Origin of the sequence: Janthinobacterium sp. UMAB-60 (assembly GCF_900095235.1) — a bacterium.
In the GTDB taxonomy this organism is placed as follows: domain Bacteria; phylum Pseudomonadota; class Gammaproteobacteria; order Burkholderiales; family Burkholderiaceae_D; genus Janthinobacterium.
The window spans coordinates 103,723-118,056 of the sequence record NZ_LT607486.1 but is presented as its reverse complement, the minus strand read 5'-3'; the positions used below and the strand labels follow the sequence as shown (position 1 = coordinate 118,056).

General features: G+C 64.5%; 16 protein-coding genes. 8 read left to right on the top strand and 8 right to left on the bottom strand.

The features are described from left to right. Window positions 1–21: 21 nt before the first annotated feature. Entirely contained in the window at window positions 22–879 is an 858-nt protein-coding gene (locus K0F86_RS10475; RefSeq protein ID WP_219134335.1) for an alpha/beta hydrolase, read from the top strand. A gap of 9 nt (window positions 880–888) precedes the next feature. Here the strand turns inward: K0F86_RS10475 and K0F86_RS10470 are convergent, their stop codons facing one another. After that, window positions 889–1,770, bottom strand: a complete 882-nt coding sequence (locus K0F86_RS10470) for a LysR substrate-binding domain-containing protein (protein ID WP_219134334.1) — start codon at window positions 1,768–1,770, stop codon at window positions 889–891. Between the two features lie 169 nt (window positions 1,771–1,939). Between K0F86_RS10470 and K0F86_RS10465 the strand changes: the two genes are divergently transcribed. From K0F86_RS10465 to mntP, 3 genes are all read left to right on the top strand, one after another. Beyond that, a complete protein-coding gene (locus K0F86_RS10465; RefSeq protein ID WP_219134333.1) occupies window positions 1,940–2,560 on the top strand; it encodes a LysE family translocator in 621 nt (206 codons plus the stop codon). A gap of 76 nt (window positions 2,561–2,636) precedes the next feature. Then, window positions 2,637–3,491 carry an undecaprenyl-diphosphate phosphatase gene (locus K0F86_RS10460; protein ID WP_219134332.1) on the top strand — a complete coding sequence of 285 codons (855 nt, stop codon included), beginning with the start codon at window positions 2,637–2,639 and terminating at the stop codon, window positions 3,489–3,491. Between the two features lie 60 nt (window positions 3,492–3,551). Beyond that, window positions 3,552–4,121 carry a manganese efflux pump MntP gene (gene mntP / locus K0F86_RS10455; RefSeq protein ID WP_099763654.1) on the top strand — a complete coding sequence of 190 codons (570 nt, stop codon included), beginning with the start codon at window positions 3,552–3,554 and terminating at the stop codon, window positions 4,119–4,121. Here the strand turns inward: mntP and K0F86_RS10450 are convergent. Next, window positions 4,092–5,030, bottom strand: coding sequence for an arginase family protein (locus K0F86_RS10450; RefSeq protein WP_219134331.1), 939 nt, complete (start codon window positions 5,028–5,030; stop codon window positions 4,092–4,094). The genes mntP and K0F86_RS10450 overlap by 30 nt on opposite strands. A gap of 173 nt (window positions 5,031–5,203) precedes the next feature. Here K0F86_RS10450 and K0F86_RS10445 point away from each other — a divergent pair, with 173 nt between their 5' ends. The 3 genes from K0F86_RS10445 to K0F86_RS10435 all read left to right on the top strand — a co-directional run bounded on the left by K0F86_RS10445 (window position 5,204) and on the right by K0F86_RS10435 (window position 6,255). After that, a complete protein-coding gene (locus K0F86_RS10445; protein WP_219134330.1) occupies window positions 5,204–5,410 on the top strand; it encodes a hypothetical protein in 207 nt (68 codons plus the stop codon). Window positions 5,411–5,647: 237 nt separating this feature from the next. After that, window positions 5,648–5,953, top strand: coding sequence for a hypothetical protein (locus K0F86_RS10440; protein WP_219134329.1), 306 nt, complete (start codon window positions 5,648–5,650; stop codon window positions 5,951–5,953). Between the two features lie 56 nt (window positions 5,954–6,009). Then, a complete protein-coding gene (locus K0F86_RS10435; RefSeq protein WP_219134328.1) occupies window positions 6,010–6,255 on the top strand; it encodes a hypothetical protein in 246 nt (81 codons plus the stop codon). Between the two features lie 13 nt (window positions 6,256–6,268). Here K0F86_RS10435 and K0F86_RS10430 read toward each other — a convergent pair whose 3' ends face one another. Next, the gene (locus tag K0F86_RS10430) at window positions 6,269–6,490 is read right to left on the bottom strand and encodes a hypothetical protein (protein WP_219134327.1); all 222 of its coding nucleotides are present in this window, start codon (window positions 6,488–6,490) and stop codon (window positions 6,269–6,271) included. Window positions 6,491–6,628: 138 nt separating this feature from the next. Between K0F86_RS10430 and K0F86_RS10425 the strand changes: the two genes are divergently transcribed. Next, window positions 6,629–7,345 carry an SOS response-associated peptidase gene (locus tag K0F86_RS10425; RefSeq protein WP_219134326.1) on the top strand — a complete coding sequence of 239 codons (717 nt, stop codon included), beginning with the start codon at window positions 6,629–6,631 and terminating at the stop codon, window positions 7,343–7,345. 1 nt (window position 7,346) lies between these two features. On the opposite strand, the gene K0F86_RS10420 is transcribed toward K0F86_RS10425, so the two are convergent. From K0F86_RS10420 to K0F86_RS10400, 5 genes are all read right to left on the bottom strand, one after another. Continuing rightward, window positions 7,347–8,504, bottom strand: coding sequence for a DUF418 domain-containing protein (locus K0F86_RS10420; RefSeq protein WP_257572088.1), 1,158 nt, complete (start codon window positions 8,502–8,504; stop codon window positions 7,347–7,349). 29 nt (window positions 8,505–8,533) lie between these two features. Continuing rightward, window positions 8,534–9,451, bottom strand: a complete 918-nt coding sequence (gene ldcA / locus K0F86_RS10415; RefSeq protein WP_219134325.1) for a muramoyltetrapeptide carboxypeptidase — start codon at window positions 9,449–9,451, stop codon at window positions 8,534–8,536. Window positions 9,452–9,483: 32 nt separating this feature from the next. Then, window positions 9,484–10,401: an alpha/beta fold hydrolase gene (locus K0F86_RS10410; protein ID WP_219134324.1), complete on the bottom strand. Its 918-nt coding sequence runs from the start codon at window positions 10,399–10,401 to the stop codon at window positions 9,484–9,486. Window positions 10,402–10,554: 153 nt separating this feature from the next. Beyond that, window positions 10,555–11,709, bottom strand: a complete 1,155-nt coding sequence (locus K0F86_RS10405) for a hemin-degrading factor (RefSeq protein WP_219134323.1) — start codon at window positions 11,707–11,709, stop codon at window positions 10,555–10,557. A gap of 62 nt (window positions 11,710–11,771) precedes the next feature. Beyond that, entirely contained in the window at window positions 11,772–14,129 is a 2,358-nt protein-coding gene (locus K0F86_RS10400; protein ID WP_219134322.1) for a TonB-dependent hemoglobin/transferrin/lactoferrin family receptor, read from the bottom strand. Window positions 14,130–14,334: the final 205 nt, after the last annotated feature.

Here is a 14,334-nt window from a genome sequence, read left to right as displayed (position 1 = left end):
TATCCTTTATCACGGGAAAACATGCGCCGCTCTTGCCTTGCACTGCACCTCACCGCCGCCCTGCTGCTGTCCAGCCCCTTCCACCTCGCCCATGCCGCACCGGCCGCTGCCGCCAGCGCGGCCACGCCGCTCGTCATCGGCGACAGTTTCACGATCGATTCGCAGGCGCTGCAGGAACAGCGCCACATCAATGTGTACATGGCGCGCGCCTGGGATACGCCGCCCGACGCGCCGCTGCCCGTGCTGTACATGCCCGACGGCGGCGTGGCGGAAGACTTTTTGCACGTGGCCGGCTTGCTGCAAGTGTCGGTGGCGAATGGCACGATGCGCCCCTTCATGCTGGTCGGCATGCAAAACACGCAGCGCCGGCGCGACTTGACAGGCCCGACGGACAATGCCGAAGACCGCAAGATCGCCCCCGTGGTGGGTGGCGCGCCAGCCTACCGGGCCTTCATCCGCGATGAATTGATGCCGGAAGTCAATCGGCGCTACCGCACGACGGGCGAAACGGCCATCGTCGGCGAATCGCTGGCGGGCCTGTTCGTGGTGGAAACGTATCTGCTGGAACCGCAGCTGTTCGACCATTACCTGGCCTTCGACCCCAGTCTGTGGTGGAATCATGGCGCCCTGCCGCGTCAGGCGGCGGCCCTGCTGGCCAAGGGCAAGCCGGGCAAACACAGCCTGTACCTGGCGTCCAGCAGCGAGGCGGGCATCGCCGTTGAAGTGCAGCGCCTGGCCCAGGTGCTGGAAAAACAGGCGCCACCCGGCTTGCAATGGCACCAGGAAAAGATGCCGGAAGAGACCCATGGCACCATCTACCATCCGGCCGCCTTGAAAGCGTTCCGCGCCGTGTTCAAGCCCGCCGCCGCGCCGCAATAAACGGGGCGGCTACGCCACCGGCAGCGCCTGCCCCATCTGCTCGCGCAGCCAGTGCAGCAAGGTGGCGCGGCGCGCATCGCCGTCGAACGGCAGCGGCGACAGCAGGAAATAGCCGCTGCCGTCGCGCCGGAAACCCAGGGGCGCGACCAGGCGCCCGCTGTCGATATCTTCGCGCACCATGAAGACGGAGCCGACCGCCACGCCCAGGCCGGCGCAAGCGGCTTGCAGACTCAGATAGAAATGCTCGTAGGTCTGGCTGTCGCCGTGGCCGCCGTCGTCCGTGCCGACGGCGCGCCAGTGCGCCCAGGCGGCCGGGCGCGACGCCGTGTGCAGCAGGCGTTGCGCGGACAAGTCCAGCCGCCCTTGCCGCAGCAGGGCCGGCGCGCACACAGGCGCGATCCATTCGTCGCACACCTTTTCCGCATGCAATGCCGCATCCCACGCAAAATCGTTGCGCCGCAGCGCCACGTCCACCGCGTCGCGCTGGAACGCCACCGGCCCGCCCGAGGCGAACAGGTGCAGCGGCACTTCCGGATGGCGCTGGTAAAAGTCGCCGAGGCGCGGGATCAGCCATTTCATCGCAATCGTCGGCTCGCACGACACCACCAGCGGCGCCGGGCGCGTCGGCTGGCGCACCGCATCGAGGGCGGCGTCAAGCCGTTCGAACGCCTGCTGCACGGCATCGCGCAACTGCGCGCCCGGTGCGGTCAGGAAGACGCCGCGGTTGCGGCGTTCGAACAAGGCCGTGCCCAGCGACGTCTCCAGCAGGCGGATTTGCCGGCTGACCGCCCCGTGCGTCACGTGCAGCTCGTCCGCCGCCTGGACAAAACTGCCCAGCCTGGCCGCCGCCTCGAAGAAACGCAAGCTACCGAGTGCTGTGTGTCTGGTCATGATCTGTCATTTTTCCTCACACATATCGGCAAGATATCATCGTTTTTCATCGGCCGCCATTATACGGACAATGTGCTTTCCGGCCAACGGCATGGGCGCAGTGTCTTGCCCATACAGGCGACGAATACTCACCGATTACCATGCGGCCGCCACTCTCCAAGGAAGATACATGATCGCATTGCTTGCCGTTGCATTGATTACCCTGCTGGCCTCCATCGTCCCCGGCCCCGATTTCGCGATGGTCACGCGCAACAGCTATCTGCATGGACGCCGCGCGGGCTTGCTGGCCGCGCTCGGCATCGCGCTGGGCGTGCAAGTGCACGTGTTCTATACGATGTTTGGCGTGGGACTGATCATCGCCAGTTCACCGGCGCTGTTTACAACGATCAAGTTTGTCGGCGCCGTGTACCTGATCGTGATCGGCTGGAAAACCTGGAGCAACCGTGCGGGCCTCGTCATCGACCTGCATGGCGGCGCCAGCGTGCCCCGGCACACGATCCTGCTGAACGGCTTCCTGACGAATGCGCTGAACCCGAAAACGACCTTGTTCGTCATCAGCACCTACACCCAGGTGGTGCGGCCCGGCACGCCATTGAGCGTCCAGTTCGGCTATGGGCTGTGCATGTCCGCCATCCACCTGGCCTGGTTTACCCTCGTGGCCATCTTTTTCTCGCAAGCGCGCTTTCGTTTGCGCATGGTCAAGCACCAGCGGACCCTCGACCGGCTGATCGGCACGCTGCTGATGGCGCTGGGCGTGCTGCTGGCCTGCGCCAACATGGACAAACTGTAATGGCGCGCACGGCTCAGGCACACGCTACGGCGGGTAAAATCGGCGGTTCATCTTCCCCCGCCCGAGTCCCGCCCCCATGAGCTTTTTGCAACTATTTATTCTTTCCATCGTCCAGGGCTTCGCCGAACTGCTGCCCGTGTCCAGCTCCGCCCACGTCATCATGGCGGAAAAATGGATGGGCCTGGACCCCACCTCGCCGGAACTGACCATGCTGCTTGTGATGTTGCACACCGGCACCATGTTCGCCGTCATCGTGTATTTCTGGGCATCCTGGCGCGCCACGTATTTCAGTTCGACCGTCGCCTTCCGCAGCAATGTGCTGCTGCTCGCGGCCGCCACGGCGCTGACGGGCATCGTCGGCTTCGGCTTGCTCAAGGGCATTACTCATTTCATGAGCAAGGATGCGCCCGGCTTTGAAATCGAGCACCTGTTCGGCAATGCGAAACTGATGGCCGCCGCGCTGGCCGCCGCCGGCGTGCTGATCATCGTCTCCTCGCGCCTGCAGGCGCGCCAGCATGGCACCTTGTCCATCGGCAAGGCGATGGTGATCGGCGCCGTGCAAGGCCTGTGCCTGCCCTTCCGGGGTTTTTCCCGCTCGGGCGCCACCATTTCCGCCGGCATCGCCATGGGCGTGCCGCAACGCCGCGCCGAGGAATTCAGCTTTGCCCTGGCCGTCGTGCTGACGCCGGCCGTGCTGGTCAAGGAAGGCTGGCGCTTTTACCAGGCCGTGGCAAATGGCAGCCTGGACCATCTGGAACACGGCAACAGCCTGCTGCACCTGCTCGGACCCAGCCTGCTGGGCATGCTGCTATCGTTCCTGGCCGGCTTGCTGGCCTTGCGCTGGCTGTCGCGCTGGCTGGAACAGGGCCGCTGGCATTTCTTTGGCGCCTATTGCCTGCTGGCCTCTGCCGTGGTGCTGTACGTAGGGTAAAATCGCCGGGCTTGTAGTTTGCAACTAACCATCCCAGCCAGGTTTTACTGAAAGCCAACGATGAATTTCGCCGCCACCGCCGCCCTCTCCCTCGCCATGTCCACCGATGCCTTCGCGGCCGCCGTGGGCAAGGGCGCCGCCCTGCACAAGCCGCAATGGCGCGAGGCGCTGCGCACGGGCCTGATCTTTGGCGTCATCGAAGCCATCACGCCCATCATTGGCTGGGCCTTGGGCAGCGTGGCCGCACCCTACGTGGAAGCGTGGGACCACTGGATCGCCTTCAGCCTGCTGGGCATCATCGGCCTGTTGATGATACGCAATGCCCTGTCCGACGCCGACGAGGACGAAGCGCCGGCCCAGTCGCACTCGTTCTGGGTGCTGGCCGTCACGGGCCTGGCCACCAGCATCGACGCCATGGTGGTCGGCGCGGGCCTGGCATTGTTGGGCGCCAACATCGTCGTCACGGCCGCCGCCATCGGCTTTTCCACCTTCGTCATGGTGACCCTGGGCGTGATGCTGGGCCGCGTGCTGGGCACGGTGGCGGGCCGGCGCGCCGAACTGGTGGGCGGCCTGGTGCTGATCATCATCGGCTGCGTGATCTTATACGAGCATATCGGCCATCCGGCCTGAAGCCCGGGCTGGCGCGAAAAGCTGGCCCAGCAGCTCCACCAGCAAGGCGGCGCAACTGCCATCCGGGTCCTTGTCGGGATCGAACACCGTCACGCTCATGCCGCAGCAGCCGCCGCCGTCGCGCACGGCACGCAGGATGGCCAGCAAGGCATCCGGCGCAATACCGGGGCTGCCAGGGGAATCGACGGCAGGCATCAGCGCCTGATCGAGCACATCGACATCCAGGTGCAGCCAGAAGCGCCGCGCTTCAGCCCTGTCCAGCACGGCATTGATGCGGCTGGCCACGGCGGCGGGACCGGCCGCGTTGGCATCGAACACGTCGATGCGCGTGATGGCCGTATCATTCACGTCCGGCCAGGCGAAATCGGCGTCGCGGTTTTCCCGCTCCCCCAATTGCACGACATGCTCTTCCGCCACCAGCGGCGCCGCCACGCCGGGCCAATGCGTCATCAGCGCTTCGCCCCGGCCCGTAGCCAGGGCCAGGTCCATGCCGGCCACGGCGCCCAGGCTTTGCGCGGGGTCATAATTGCCCGGATGGCGGAAATCGCTATGCCCATCCACATGCACCAGCGCAACGCCGCCAGCGCGCCGGGCGCCTGCCAAGGCCCCCAGCAGCACGGAACAGTCGCCGCCTATGACCAGCGGAAACGCGCCGCGCGCATGACTGTCGGCAACGCGCGCGGCCAGTTCCAGGTTGAATGCGCGCATCGTCACGCCGTTGTACAGGCGCGTGCCAGGCTGCGCCAGGGGCGTATAGGCGGGGCGCGGCAACGGCACGATGGCGATCGCGCCCACGGCCGCTGCCAGGCCATTCGCCATCAGCACGGCTGGCGCGCGCCAGGTACCCGGTTCATGGCCGGGAGCCAGGGGCCGCAGCCCCAAGTTGGAAGGAGCAAGAATAATTTCCATGAGGATGACTTTACAATCCAGGTTGACGTGCGGACACACAGCGTGCCGCCGGGCCTCATGATAGCCGCAACGCAGACCTGGCAGGCGCGCACGCCGCGATCACCGGGCGTGGGCAAAGACGCGCTTTGTGCTACATTGAATACTCTGCATTCCTGTCTCGCAAGGTGACCATCATGGAAACTCTGGAGCTGCTTTTTGCCGCGCTGGTGCGCGACACGGCCGTGTCGATACGCGATCACCATGTCCCCTTTGCCATCAAGCACGACGAGCGCGCCTATTTCGAGTGGATGGACGGGCATCCGATCAATGGCTATATCCAGGAAGCGTATCGCGAGATCGAAGAGACGGCCCAACAGATCCGCGCCATTCGCGCTGGGTGATGACGGCTGCCGCAAGCTACTGCGCGGGGGGCTTTGCGGCCTGCGATGCTCACCGTACTTATGTACGGTTGCGCTTCTCGGCCACATATCCCCTCCGCTCGCTACGCTTGCAGCAGCCGTCGTGACGTGCGTTGGATCGTCGTCAAGAATTTAAGTATTGAGCAAGATCAATCACTCAGCTGTTCGATACGCTTAAAAAGGTCTGAGCCACCACAATCAGGTCTGGAGGCGGGAGACATGGATCAGCAACAAAAACACCAGATCCGGGGCTATGAATTTCATGTGGCGGGGGCGCTGGAGAAGGATGGACGCTATCGGGGCATGATTTTGATCAGCAAGCGCGGCGATACGCAGCAGGTGTATGCCAAGCCCGTCCTGATAGAAACGCCCAGCAGCTTCAAGTCCGCGCATGCGGCCTTGATCGAGGCATCGGCGTACGCCCAGGAACTTATCTATAGTGGCGCCATCACGGCGCTGCTGCCCGCCGATGCGCCGGCCGGTGGCAAGCAGGCGCCACAGCCGCCTGACCTGGTCGGCAATTAAGCCTCGGCAAGGAGCGGCGCGTATAATCGCGTTCCCCTTGCTAAGAGTGCGTCATCATGGAATTTGTGAATCTACCGCTGGTCTTCCTGATCGGCTGCGCGCTGATCGCCTTGCTGGCCAAGAAGAATGGCTACTCGTGGTACCTGTTTTTCTTCGCCATTGCCGTGCCAGCGCCCCTGTTGCTGCTGGCCTTGCCGCATGTGCTGGGCCCGGAGGCCGCTTCGCTGACCCCGGTACGGCTGGGCACGGCCCTGCTGTTTCCGTTCGCAGGCCTGCTGCTGGCCTTGCGGCGCAAACGCTGACGCAGCGCGCAGCTTAACGTGCCTGCATGCCATCGGCCAGGCGCCAGCCGACGGACAGCGCCAGTTGCTGCGCCTCTTTTTCATTGCTGCAATCGTCGTAGTCGCAGGTATCCGCATACGCGCCGCGCGCCTGGTTCTGGCTGACATACGAGCCGACCCACCGGCCATCGCGGCGCTGGCTGGCCGTGGCGCTGATGGTAAAACCTTTGTGGATGGTGGGATTTTCAAACGACATAATTCCTCCGATGCAAGAAGCGTCAGCCACCTGACTGACTTCCACTGTGCGCCATATCCCGCCCGCAGTCTGTACGTTGGCCCACACCCACGCCTGCGTGCCAGCCCGCGCGCCATGGCGATCGGGTATGATTTCGCCATGTGTGGACGATTCGATCAAAATGACACGGCGCGCGTGCTGGCGTCGTCCTTCGGCTGGACTGACGCGGTGTTCGACAGCGAGGCAGAACCGCACCTGAACGTCTCGCCCGGCACCTACCGGCCCGTGCTGCATATCGAGGATGGCGTGCGCCGGGTCGACGATGTCTTCTGGGGCTACCGCCCTGCCTGGGCCGCACAGGCCGTGCCCGCGCCCGGCAAGAAAAAAATCCCCATCGCCATCAATGCGCGGCTGGAAAAACTGGCCGGCGCCTACTGGAAGCCGCTGCTGCGCGCGGGGCGCGGCATCGTCTGCGTGTCCGGCTGGTATGAATGGACGGGAGAGAAAGGCACGAAGCAGCCGTGGCACATCCACCGCAAGGACCGCGCGCCCCTGTTCCTGCTGGCGCTGGCCCATTTCGGCCCCTGGAAGTTCAGCCGCGAGGAAGCGGGCTTCGTGCTGGTGACGGCCGACAGCCTCGGTGGCATGGTCGACATCCACGACCGCCGCCCTGTGGCCGTCAGCCGGGAAGACGCGCACCGCTGGCTGGACCCCACTCTGACACGCGAGCAAGCGCTGCACCTGGCGCGCACCTGCATGCTCGACGTGGATTTGTTCGAGTGGCATGCCGTCGATAATCCGCTGGTGCCGTCCGCCAAACCCAGGGCGCCGCCGCCGGCGTCGCCGCAAGGCGCCTTCGACTGGGACGCCGACTAGCTCAAGCGGGCAGGCGCGCCAGCCGGCGCCACAGCGCTTCCATGGGGCCCTGCCTGAAATGGCGCAGCCAGTAGCGGCTGAATATCACCTGCCCCGCCATGATCGCTGCTGCCAGGCCCAGCATCTCGGCCGGACGCAGTGTGGCGCCCCATCCCACGCCCGGCCCCTGCAGCAGCCAGGTGCCGAGCAAGGATTGCAGCAAATAATTGCTCAGCGCCATGCGTCCCACGGGCGCCAGCCATGTGCCCAGCCAGCGCAGCAGGAAGGGTCCGGCCAGCACCAGCGCGGCCACATAGCCGGCCGCCAGCACGGGACCGCCCGCGAACAGGCCCACTTCGAACAGGGCCGTATCGAACACGGTTTGATACGGATCGGCCACCTGCCACGCGATGGCGCCTGCCGCCAGCAGATTGAACGGCAAGCCCACGCCCAGCCCCACGGCGCGCACCCGGCGCCACAGGCGCTGGTGGCGCCGCGGCTGCGTCAACCAGCCGCAGCGCACGGACAAGATGCCCAACAAGAACAGCACAATGACGTGCGGCAGCATGACGATGGCGTACAGCAGCGAGACGAGGAAATCGTTGGCGCGCAGCCTGGCCACGGCCCACGCGCCGCCTTGCGTGTAAATCGCGTAGCGGTCCGCAAAGCCTTGCAGGTCGCGCGCGATGTCCGGCGCGCCACCCTGCTGGCTCACGGGAATCAACAAGCACATGAATAATAGAAAACCGGCCGCCACCAGCCAGGCGCGGTTGCGCACGCGGCTGAGCCTGGCGGCCGCCAGCGGCAGGATCAGCATGCCGGCGACCGCATACGAAGTCAGCACGTCGCCGCTCCAGATGCAGAAACCGTGCAGCAGGCCAAACACCAGCAGCCAGCGCAAACGGCGCCGGTAGGCCGCTTGCGCCTGCTCCCAGCTGCCCAGCTGGCGTTTCAGGGAACGTGTCTGCAAGGCAAAGCCGGCGCCGAACAGAAAGGCGAAGATGGGATAGAACTTGAATTGCGCCAGCGCCGCGACCAAAAAAATGACAATCTGGTCCAGCACGGGCGGCTGCGCGGGCAAGGTGCCGTAGCGCAGGGACAGCGTGCCCCAGGCAAAGCCCCATATATTCACCAGCAAGATGCCAAACACGGCGATGCCGCGCAGCACATCGAGCTGCAACAGCCTGCCGGGTTTGGCGCTTATGGAGTTCAGGGGCGTGCCAGGGTCGGGTAATCGCTCACCTGCAGGCTGAAGCCGGATGCCTCCGATTGCAGCCGCGCCTGGCCGCCGAACGGCAAGGTGACCCGGCGGCGGATGTGGCCGAATTCCAGTCCCGTCAGCACGGGTACGGGCAGGCGCTGGCGCACATATGCCAGCATGACGTCGAAATCGTAGCCCTTGTCCATCGGGCTCAATTTATAGCCGGAAAAGTCACCGAGCACCACGGCTTGCTGGCGCCCAATCACGCCCGCGTGCAGCAATTGCAGCAGCATGCGCTCGACCCGGTACGGGTGTTCGTTGACGTCTTCCAGGAACAAAATGCCGCCGTCGACCTGGGGGAAATATGGCGTGCCCAGCAAGTGGACCAGCATGGCCAGGTTGCCGCCCCACAGCTTGCCTTGCAATTCGACCTGCGGATTGCCGGCAGACACGCCCATGACCGTGTGCGTGGGACCGGCCAGGCACGACCACAGCTGATCGAGCGTAAACTGCTCGGGCTCGTCGCGCGTAAAATCGTCGCAGACCATGGGGCCGGCAAAGCTGGCGCGGCCCGTCTTGGCCAGCAAGCCCATGTGGAAGGCGGTGAAATCGCTGTAACCGACAAACAGTTTGCGGCTGGCCGCCATGCGCTCGAAATCGATGTCGGGCAGGATGCGGCTGATGCCGTAGCTGCCGCGCAGGGCGAGCACCACCTGCACGTCCGGATCGGCGGCGGCCGCGTTCAGCTGCGCCAGGCGACCCGCATCCGTGCCGCCGAAGCGCTGGAAGGTGTGCTCGGGGTCGTAGTAATTGTGGACGGTGGCGCCTTGCGCCTGCAAGCGGGCGATGCCGCGCGCCACGGCCGCCTCATCGGGCGCGCAACCGCCGGGCGCCACGATGGCGATGCCAATTTCAGGTGTCTTCAAAATGCCCGTGCCTTCAAAAATGGTGGGCGCGCCTAGGCTGGCTGGGAGCGCATCTGGGGCGCCATCTTACCTTGCAGATGCACATCGATCAAGGCGAGCAGGCGCTCGATCAGCTGGGGCGGCATGTCGTGTCCCATGCCTTCGATCACTTCCAGCCGGGCGCCCGGAATCAGCGCCGCCGTATCGATGCCGCAGGCAACGGGAATCAGGGGGTCGGCCGCGCCATGGATCACCAGCGCCGGACAGCTGATGCTGGGCAGCAAGGCCGTGCGTTCGCCCGAGGCGGCGATCGCCACCATTTGCCGCGCCACGCCTTCGGGGCAGGTGCCCCGCTGCAGCGCCGCGTCGATGCGCTGGTACAGCAATTTTTCCGACACGGGATAGGCGGGACTGCCGATGACGCGCACGGTGGCGGCCATGTGCGCCATCAGTTCGGCGCGGCTGGCATTGCGTTTCGGACGTTGCAACAAGGCGTTGCGCGCCGCCCGCGTGGGGCCGGGCAAGCCGCGCCGGCCGCTGCTCGACATGATGGAAGTCAGGCTGAGCACTTGCCGCGGCGCGCGCGCCGCCATCACTTGCGCGATCATGCCGCCCATCGACACGCCGATCACGTGCGCCTGCGCAATGCGCAGGGCCGCCAGCAAACCCAGCGCGTCGTCCGCCATGTCATTGAGGGTGTAGGATGTTTTCAGGGGCCAGCCGATGAGGTTTTTTACGTAGGCCAGCGGCAGATACGGTTTACCCGCCAGCGCCATCTTGCTCGACAGGCCGCTGTCGCGGTTGTCGAAACGCACGACGCGAAAACCTTGCTCGACGATGCCTTCGACGAAGTCCGCCGGCCAGGCGATCAGTTGCATGCCCAGGCCCATGACCAGCAGCACGCACGGATCGTTGGGATTGCCGTGGCTCTCATAAGCTATGTTGAGGCCGTTCGCCATGATGGTTGCCATGATTGCCTCTCTTCCAGGAACCAGCACGCAGGCACGATCGCTGCGGCCTTGCAATCAGCATACCACTATCGTGCTTCAGACATGAGACCGGCACGCGGCACTCAAACTGAAGTGTTGCCGCGCCGGTACGGCGCGCGGCAACGGTGCTGCTACTTACTTAGCCTTAGGCAAGGAATCAGCCAGATCCACCCACGCTTGCGGCTGCGGTTTGCCGCGCTCGCGCACGCCGAAGAAGGAGACCACTTGCGTGCCGTCGTTGTCGAAGAATTCGACGGAAGTGACGCCGCCGCGCTTGACGACCCAGCCGCTGCGCAGGGCCGTGTCGCGGATGTGCAAGTTAAAATCCGGGTCCAGCACGTTGAAGAAGCCGCCGGCGGCCATGGTTTTCTCGATCTTGCCGCTGTAGATCTGCGTCAAGCCTTCATTGCCCAGGAAGACCATGATGGCGACCTTGTCCTTCGCCGCGTTTTCCAGCAGGGTGCGCAGCGCTTGCGGCGTCACGCGCTCGACCACGCCGGCCGGTGCCAGGCGCAGCGCCTGTTCGCGCGTCAGGTGGAATTCGCGCATGATTTGCGCAAACTGGTGCACGTCCGTCATGTCTTTCCAGGCCAGCTGGAATTCCTTGACGTCGATTTCGCTGTCCGGCTTTTCCGCCGCTTTCGGTGCCACGGCCAGCACGTTCAATTCGGCGCTTTGCTGGGGCATGCGGAAGGTCGCCACCAATTTATCGTAGACGGCCACGCCCGCGTCGCTGCGTACATAAATCTTGTGCACGGCCGTGCCGTTGGCGTCAAAGAATTGCAGGCTGCGCGTGGGCTTGCCGTCGCGGCCCGCTTGCTCCACAGCAAATGCATATTTCCAGTTTTCAAAGTGGAAACGCAGGTCGATCTGACCGCCCAGGTAGCCGCCGGCGATATTGCGCTGGCGTGCTTCCGTTTCCGGGTCCTTGGCGTCGGCCTGCTCGGACTTGTCGCCCGCCTGCTTGAACTTGCTGGCCACGCCCGTCGTCTCGATGACGCCGTTTTCATTGCGCGTGATCGCTTGCACGAGGCCCAGGTCCAGCGCGGCGCGCATGATTTCGCGCGGCTGGTTGCCATCGGCCTGCAGGCGCGTGACGCCCTTGCCGATGTTGGTTGCCAGCAATTGTGCTTCCGACGCGCCCAGCGCGCGCGCCGCGTCGCGGATCTGCAGCTTCGGCTGCTCGGTGCGCAAGGTGGACCAGCGTTCCGCCAAGGTGGCTGGGGCCGCGTATGCGTTTGCAATCAGCAGGCTGCCTAGCAGGGATAGAACGAGTTTGGATAACTTCATAGAGAGACCATTCAATCAAACATGGAAAATAAGAGGGGCAGGCGCCCCTCCCCGGTAAAAATTTAGAAATTGACGCTGAGGCTGGCGGCCACGTTGCGGCCCGGCTTGGCGTAGCGCTCGATCTCGGCGCGATTGGCGGCCGTGGTGCCGGCGGACAGGCTGCGCGCGGCGGCGTAGTCCCAATACTTGCGATCCGTCACGTTGTACACGCCGACGACGATCTTCGCGTTCTTGTGCACGTTCCAGTAGCTCGACAGGTCGAAAATCGTGTACGACGGCACGCTGAAACGGGGCGCGGTCGTGCCCGTCAGCAAGTCGTTCGGCGCCTGTTTTTCGCCCGCATGCACGGCCGTCAGGGCCAGGCCGAACAGCTCGTTCGCATGGTCGTAGCCGAAGGTCAAGGCCGACTTGGCCGGTGCCACCGAGGCCAGGCCGCCGCTGTCGCCCGTCAGGCTATTGAAGGAGCGGCCCTTGGCCACGCCCGTTGCCAGGTCGACGTGGTAACCCTGCATGGCTGGCGCCCAGGCGCCCAGCTCCGCGCGCAGGGTCAGCTCGGCGCCCCAGGTGCGCGCATTGCCGATGTTTTCCGGGCGGAACAGGCCCTGCACAATGGTCGGATAGTTCACCGGATCATCTTCCTGCGCCACATACTCGATCATGTTCTTGTATTCCGTCTGGTAGACGGACGCATGCATGCTCAAGCCCTTGACGATGTCGCCCTTCAAGCCCAGTTCATAGGCCTGGCTGGTTTCCTTGCGCAAATTCGCATTGCCCAGCACGGCATAGCCCGTACCCGCGCCCGTATAGCTGATGGAATCATAGGTGCCCGTGCGTTCGGCCGCCGTCGGCAGGCGCGTGCCGCGCGTCACGGTGGCGTAGGCGTTCATTTGCGGCAAGACTTCCACGGACAGGCTCAGGCTCGGCGTGAAATACGTGTCGCTCTGCTTGCGCACTTCCTTGGCTGCGCCAGGCACGCCGATGGCGTAACTTTGCAGGTTTTTCGGCGCGTCCTTGCGGTAATCGGCACGCAAGCCCGGTGTCAGCACGGCCTTCTTGCCAGCCAGATCAAAGCTGAGATCGTCGCGCACGTACAGGGCCAGCTTGCTCGTGTCCATGTCGGCCATGCGGTTCTTGTTGGTGATCTGATGCTGGCCCGTGGCGACGACGGTGCGGTCTTCACGCCACGGACGCCGGGTTTTCAGCTGTTCCAGCTGCACGCCGTACAGCAGCGCGTTGTCCGCATTGAGCTGCTTGAACGCTTCCGACGTGACGCCGATGCTGTCATTCTTGAAGCTGGTGTCGATGGAGCGCAAATAGTTGCCGCGGTACGTGTAGCGTCCGTTGGTCTTGTCTTGCGTTTTCGCGTTCTGGACATAGACTTTCGACGTCAGTCGGTCGAACAGGGCGAAATCCTCGAGCACCACGTCGTGGCCCAGGCTGACGCGCGTACGTTTCGTGGTGGAATCCTGCTGCACGCCCGTCGGATAATACGTGCTGACCTTGCTGCGCAGATCGCGCTTGTTCTTGCGCTCGAACATGTCGACCGTCAAGTCGAGCTTCTGTTCGCCCGGCAAGGCCCACACGAGCTTCGACAGCAAGGCGTTCGAATGCCAGTCGTCCGGATTGACGGGGGTGGTGCCGCGGCTGTCCGTCTGCTCGCCGTCGCGGTGCACGTAGACGGCCAGGCCCTGCAGATTGGCGCCGATTTTGGCGGCGCCCGTCAGGGTGTGCGCATTGCTGCGGTCGGCCGTGGCGCGGCCGTATTTATAGGCGACATAGTGATCCCGCCCCTCGCCCAGATAATCCTCGGGCGACTTGGTGATGAAAGCCACGCCGCCGCCCAGGCCGGGATTGGCGCCGCTGGCAGCCGTCGTGCCCGAATCGATGCGCACTTCGCGGAAGGTTTCAGGGTCAAAATAATCACGGCCCGTGGCGAAGGCGTTGAGGGTGTTGCCATCCGGCTTCGGTGCCGCGTCGGGCAGCGCAATGCCGTCGAGCTCCAGGCTGACCCGGTTGCCTTCCAGGCCGCGGATGTTGTAACCGGTGTTGCCCGAGCCATCCCACACGCTGCCGCTGCCCGAGGCCGCCGCTGGCGCGGTAATCAAAGGCAGGTAGCGCACGATGCCGCCCATGTCCGTGACATTGCGGCGCTCCAGGTCGTCCGCCGTGACGACCGTCCTGGTGCCGGCGCGGCGTTCGTAATCCTGCTTGGCGTTGACGACGATTTCCGGGAAGACAGGCAGCCTGGCCGGTTCCTGCGCCGCCGTACCCGCGTTGATGGCGGTATTTTGCGCGCAAACCGGCAGCAGCGGCGCGGCGAACAGGCCCAGCAAGGCGGCGCGCAGCACCAGGTTGTGGCGGCGGGCAGGAACGGGAGATACGATGGGCGCAGCGGAGCGCTGCAGAAGCACTGTAGTCATGATGATCCGGTTTAAGAGTGGAGGCTGGCTCTTGAACCCGGATCGATAACGATGCGCAAGGGAAGTTTGCTGGCGAAAACAATACTGTAACACGAATCATTCTCATTTGAGAATGGCAAAGTGGTCTAGACAGATGTTATTTCGCAACAGTTACAAAAAATGCCAGCCCCGATGGCTGGCAAGGATGGCAAACACGACAAGGCCA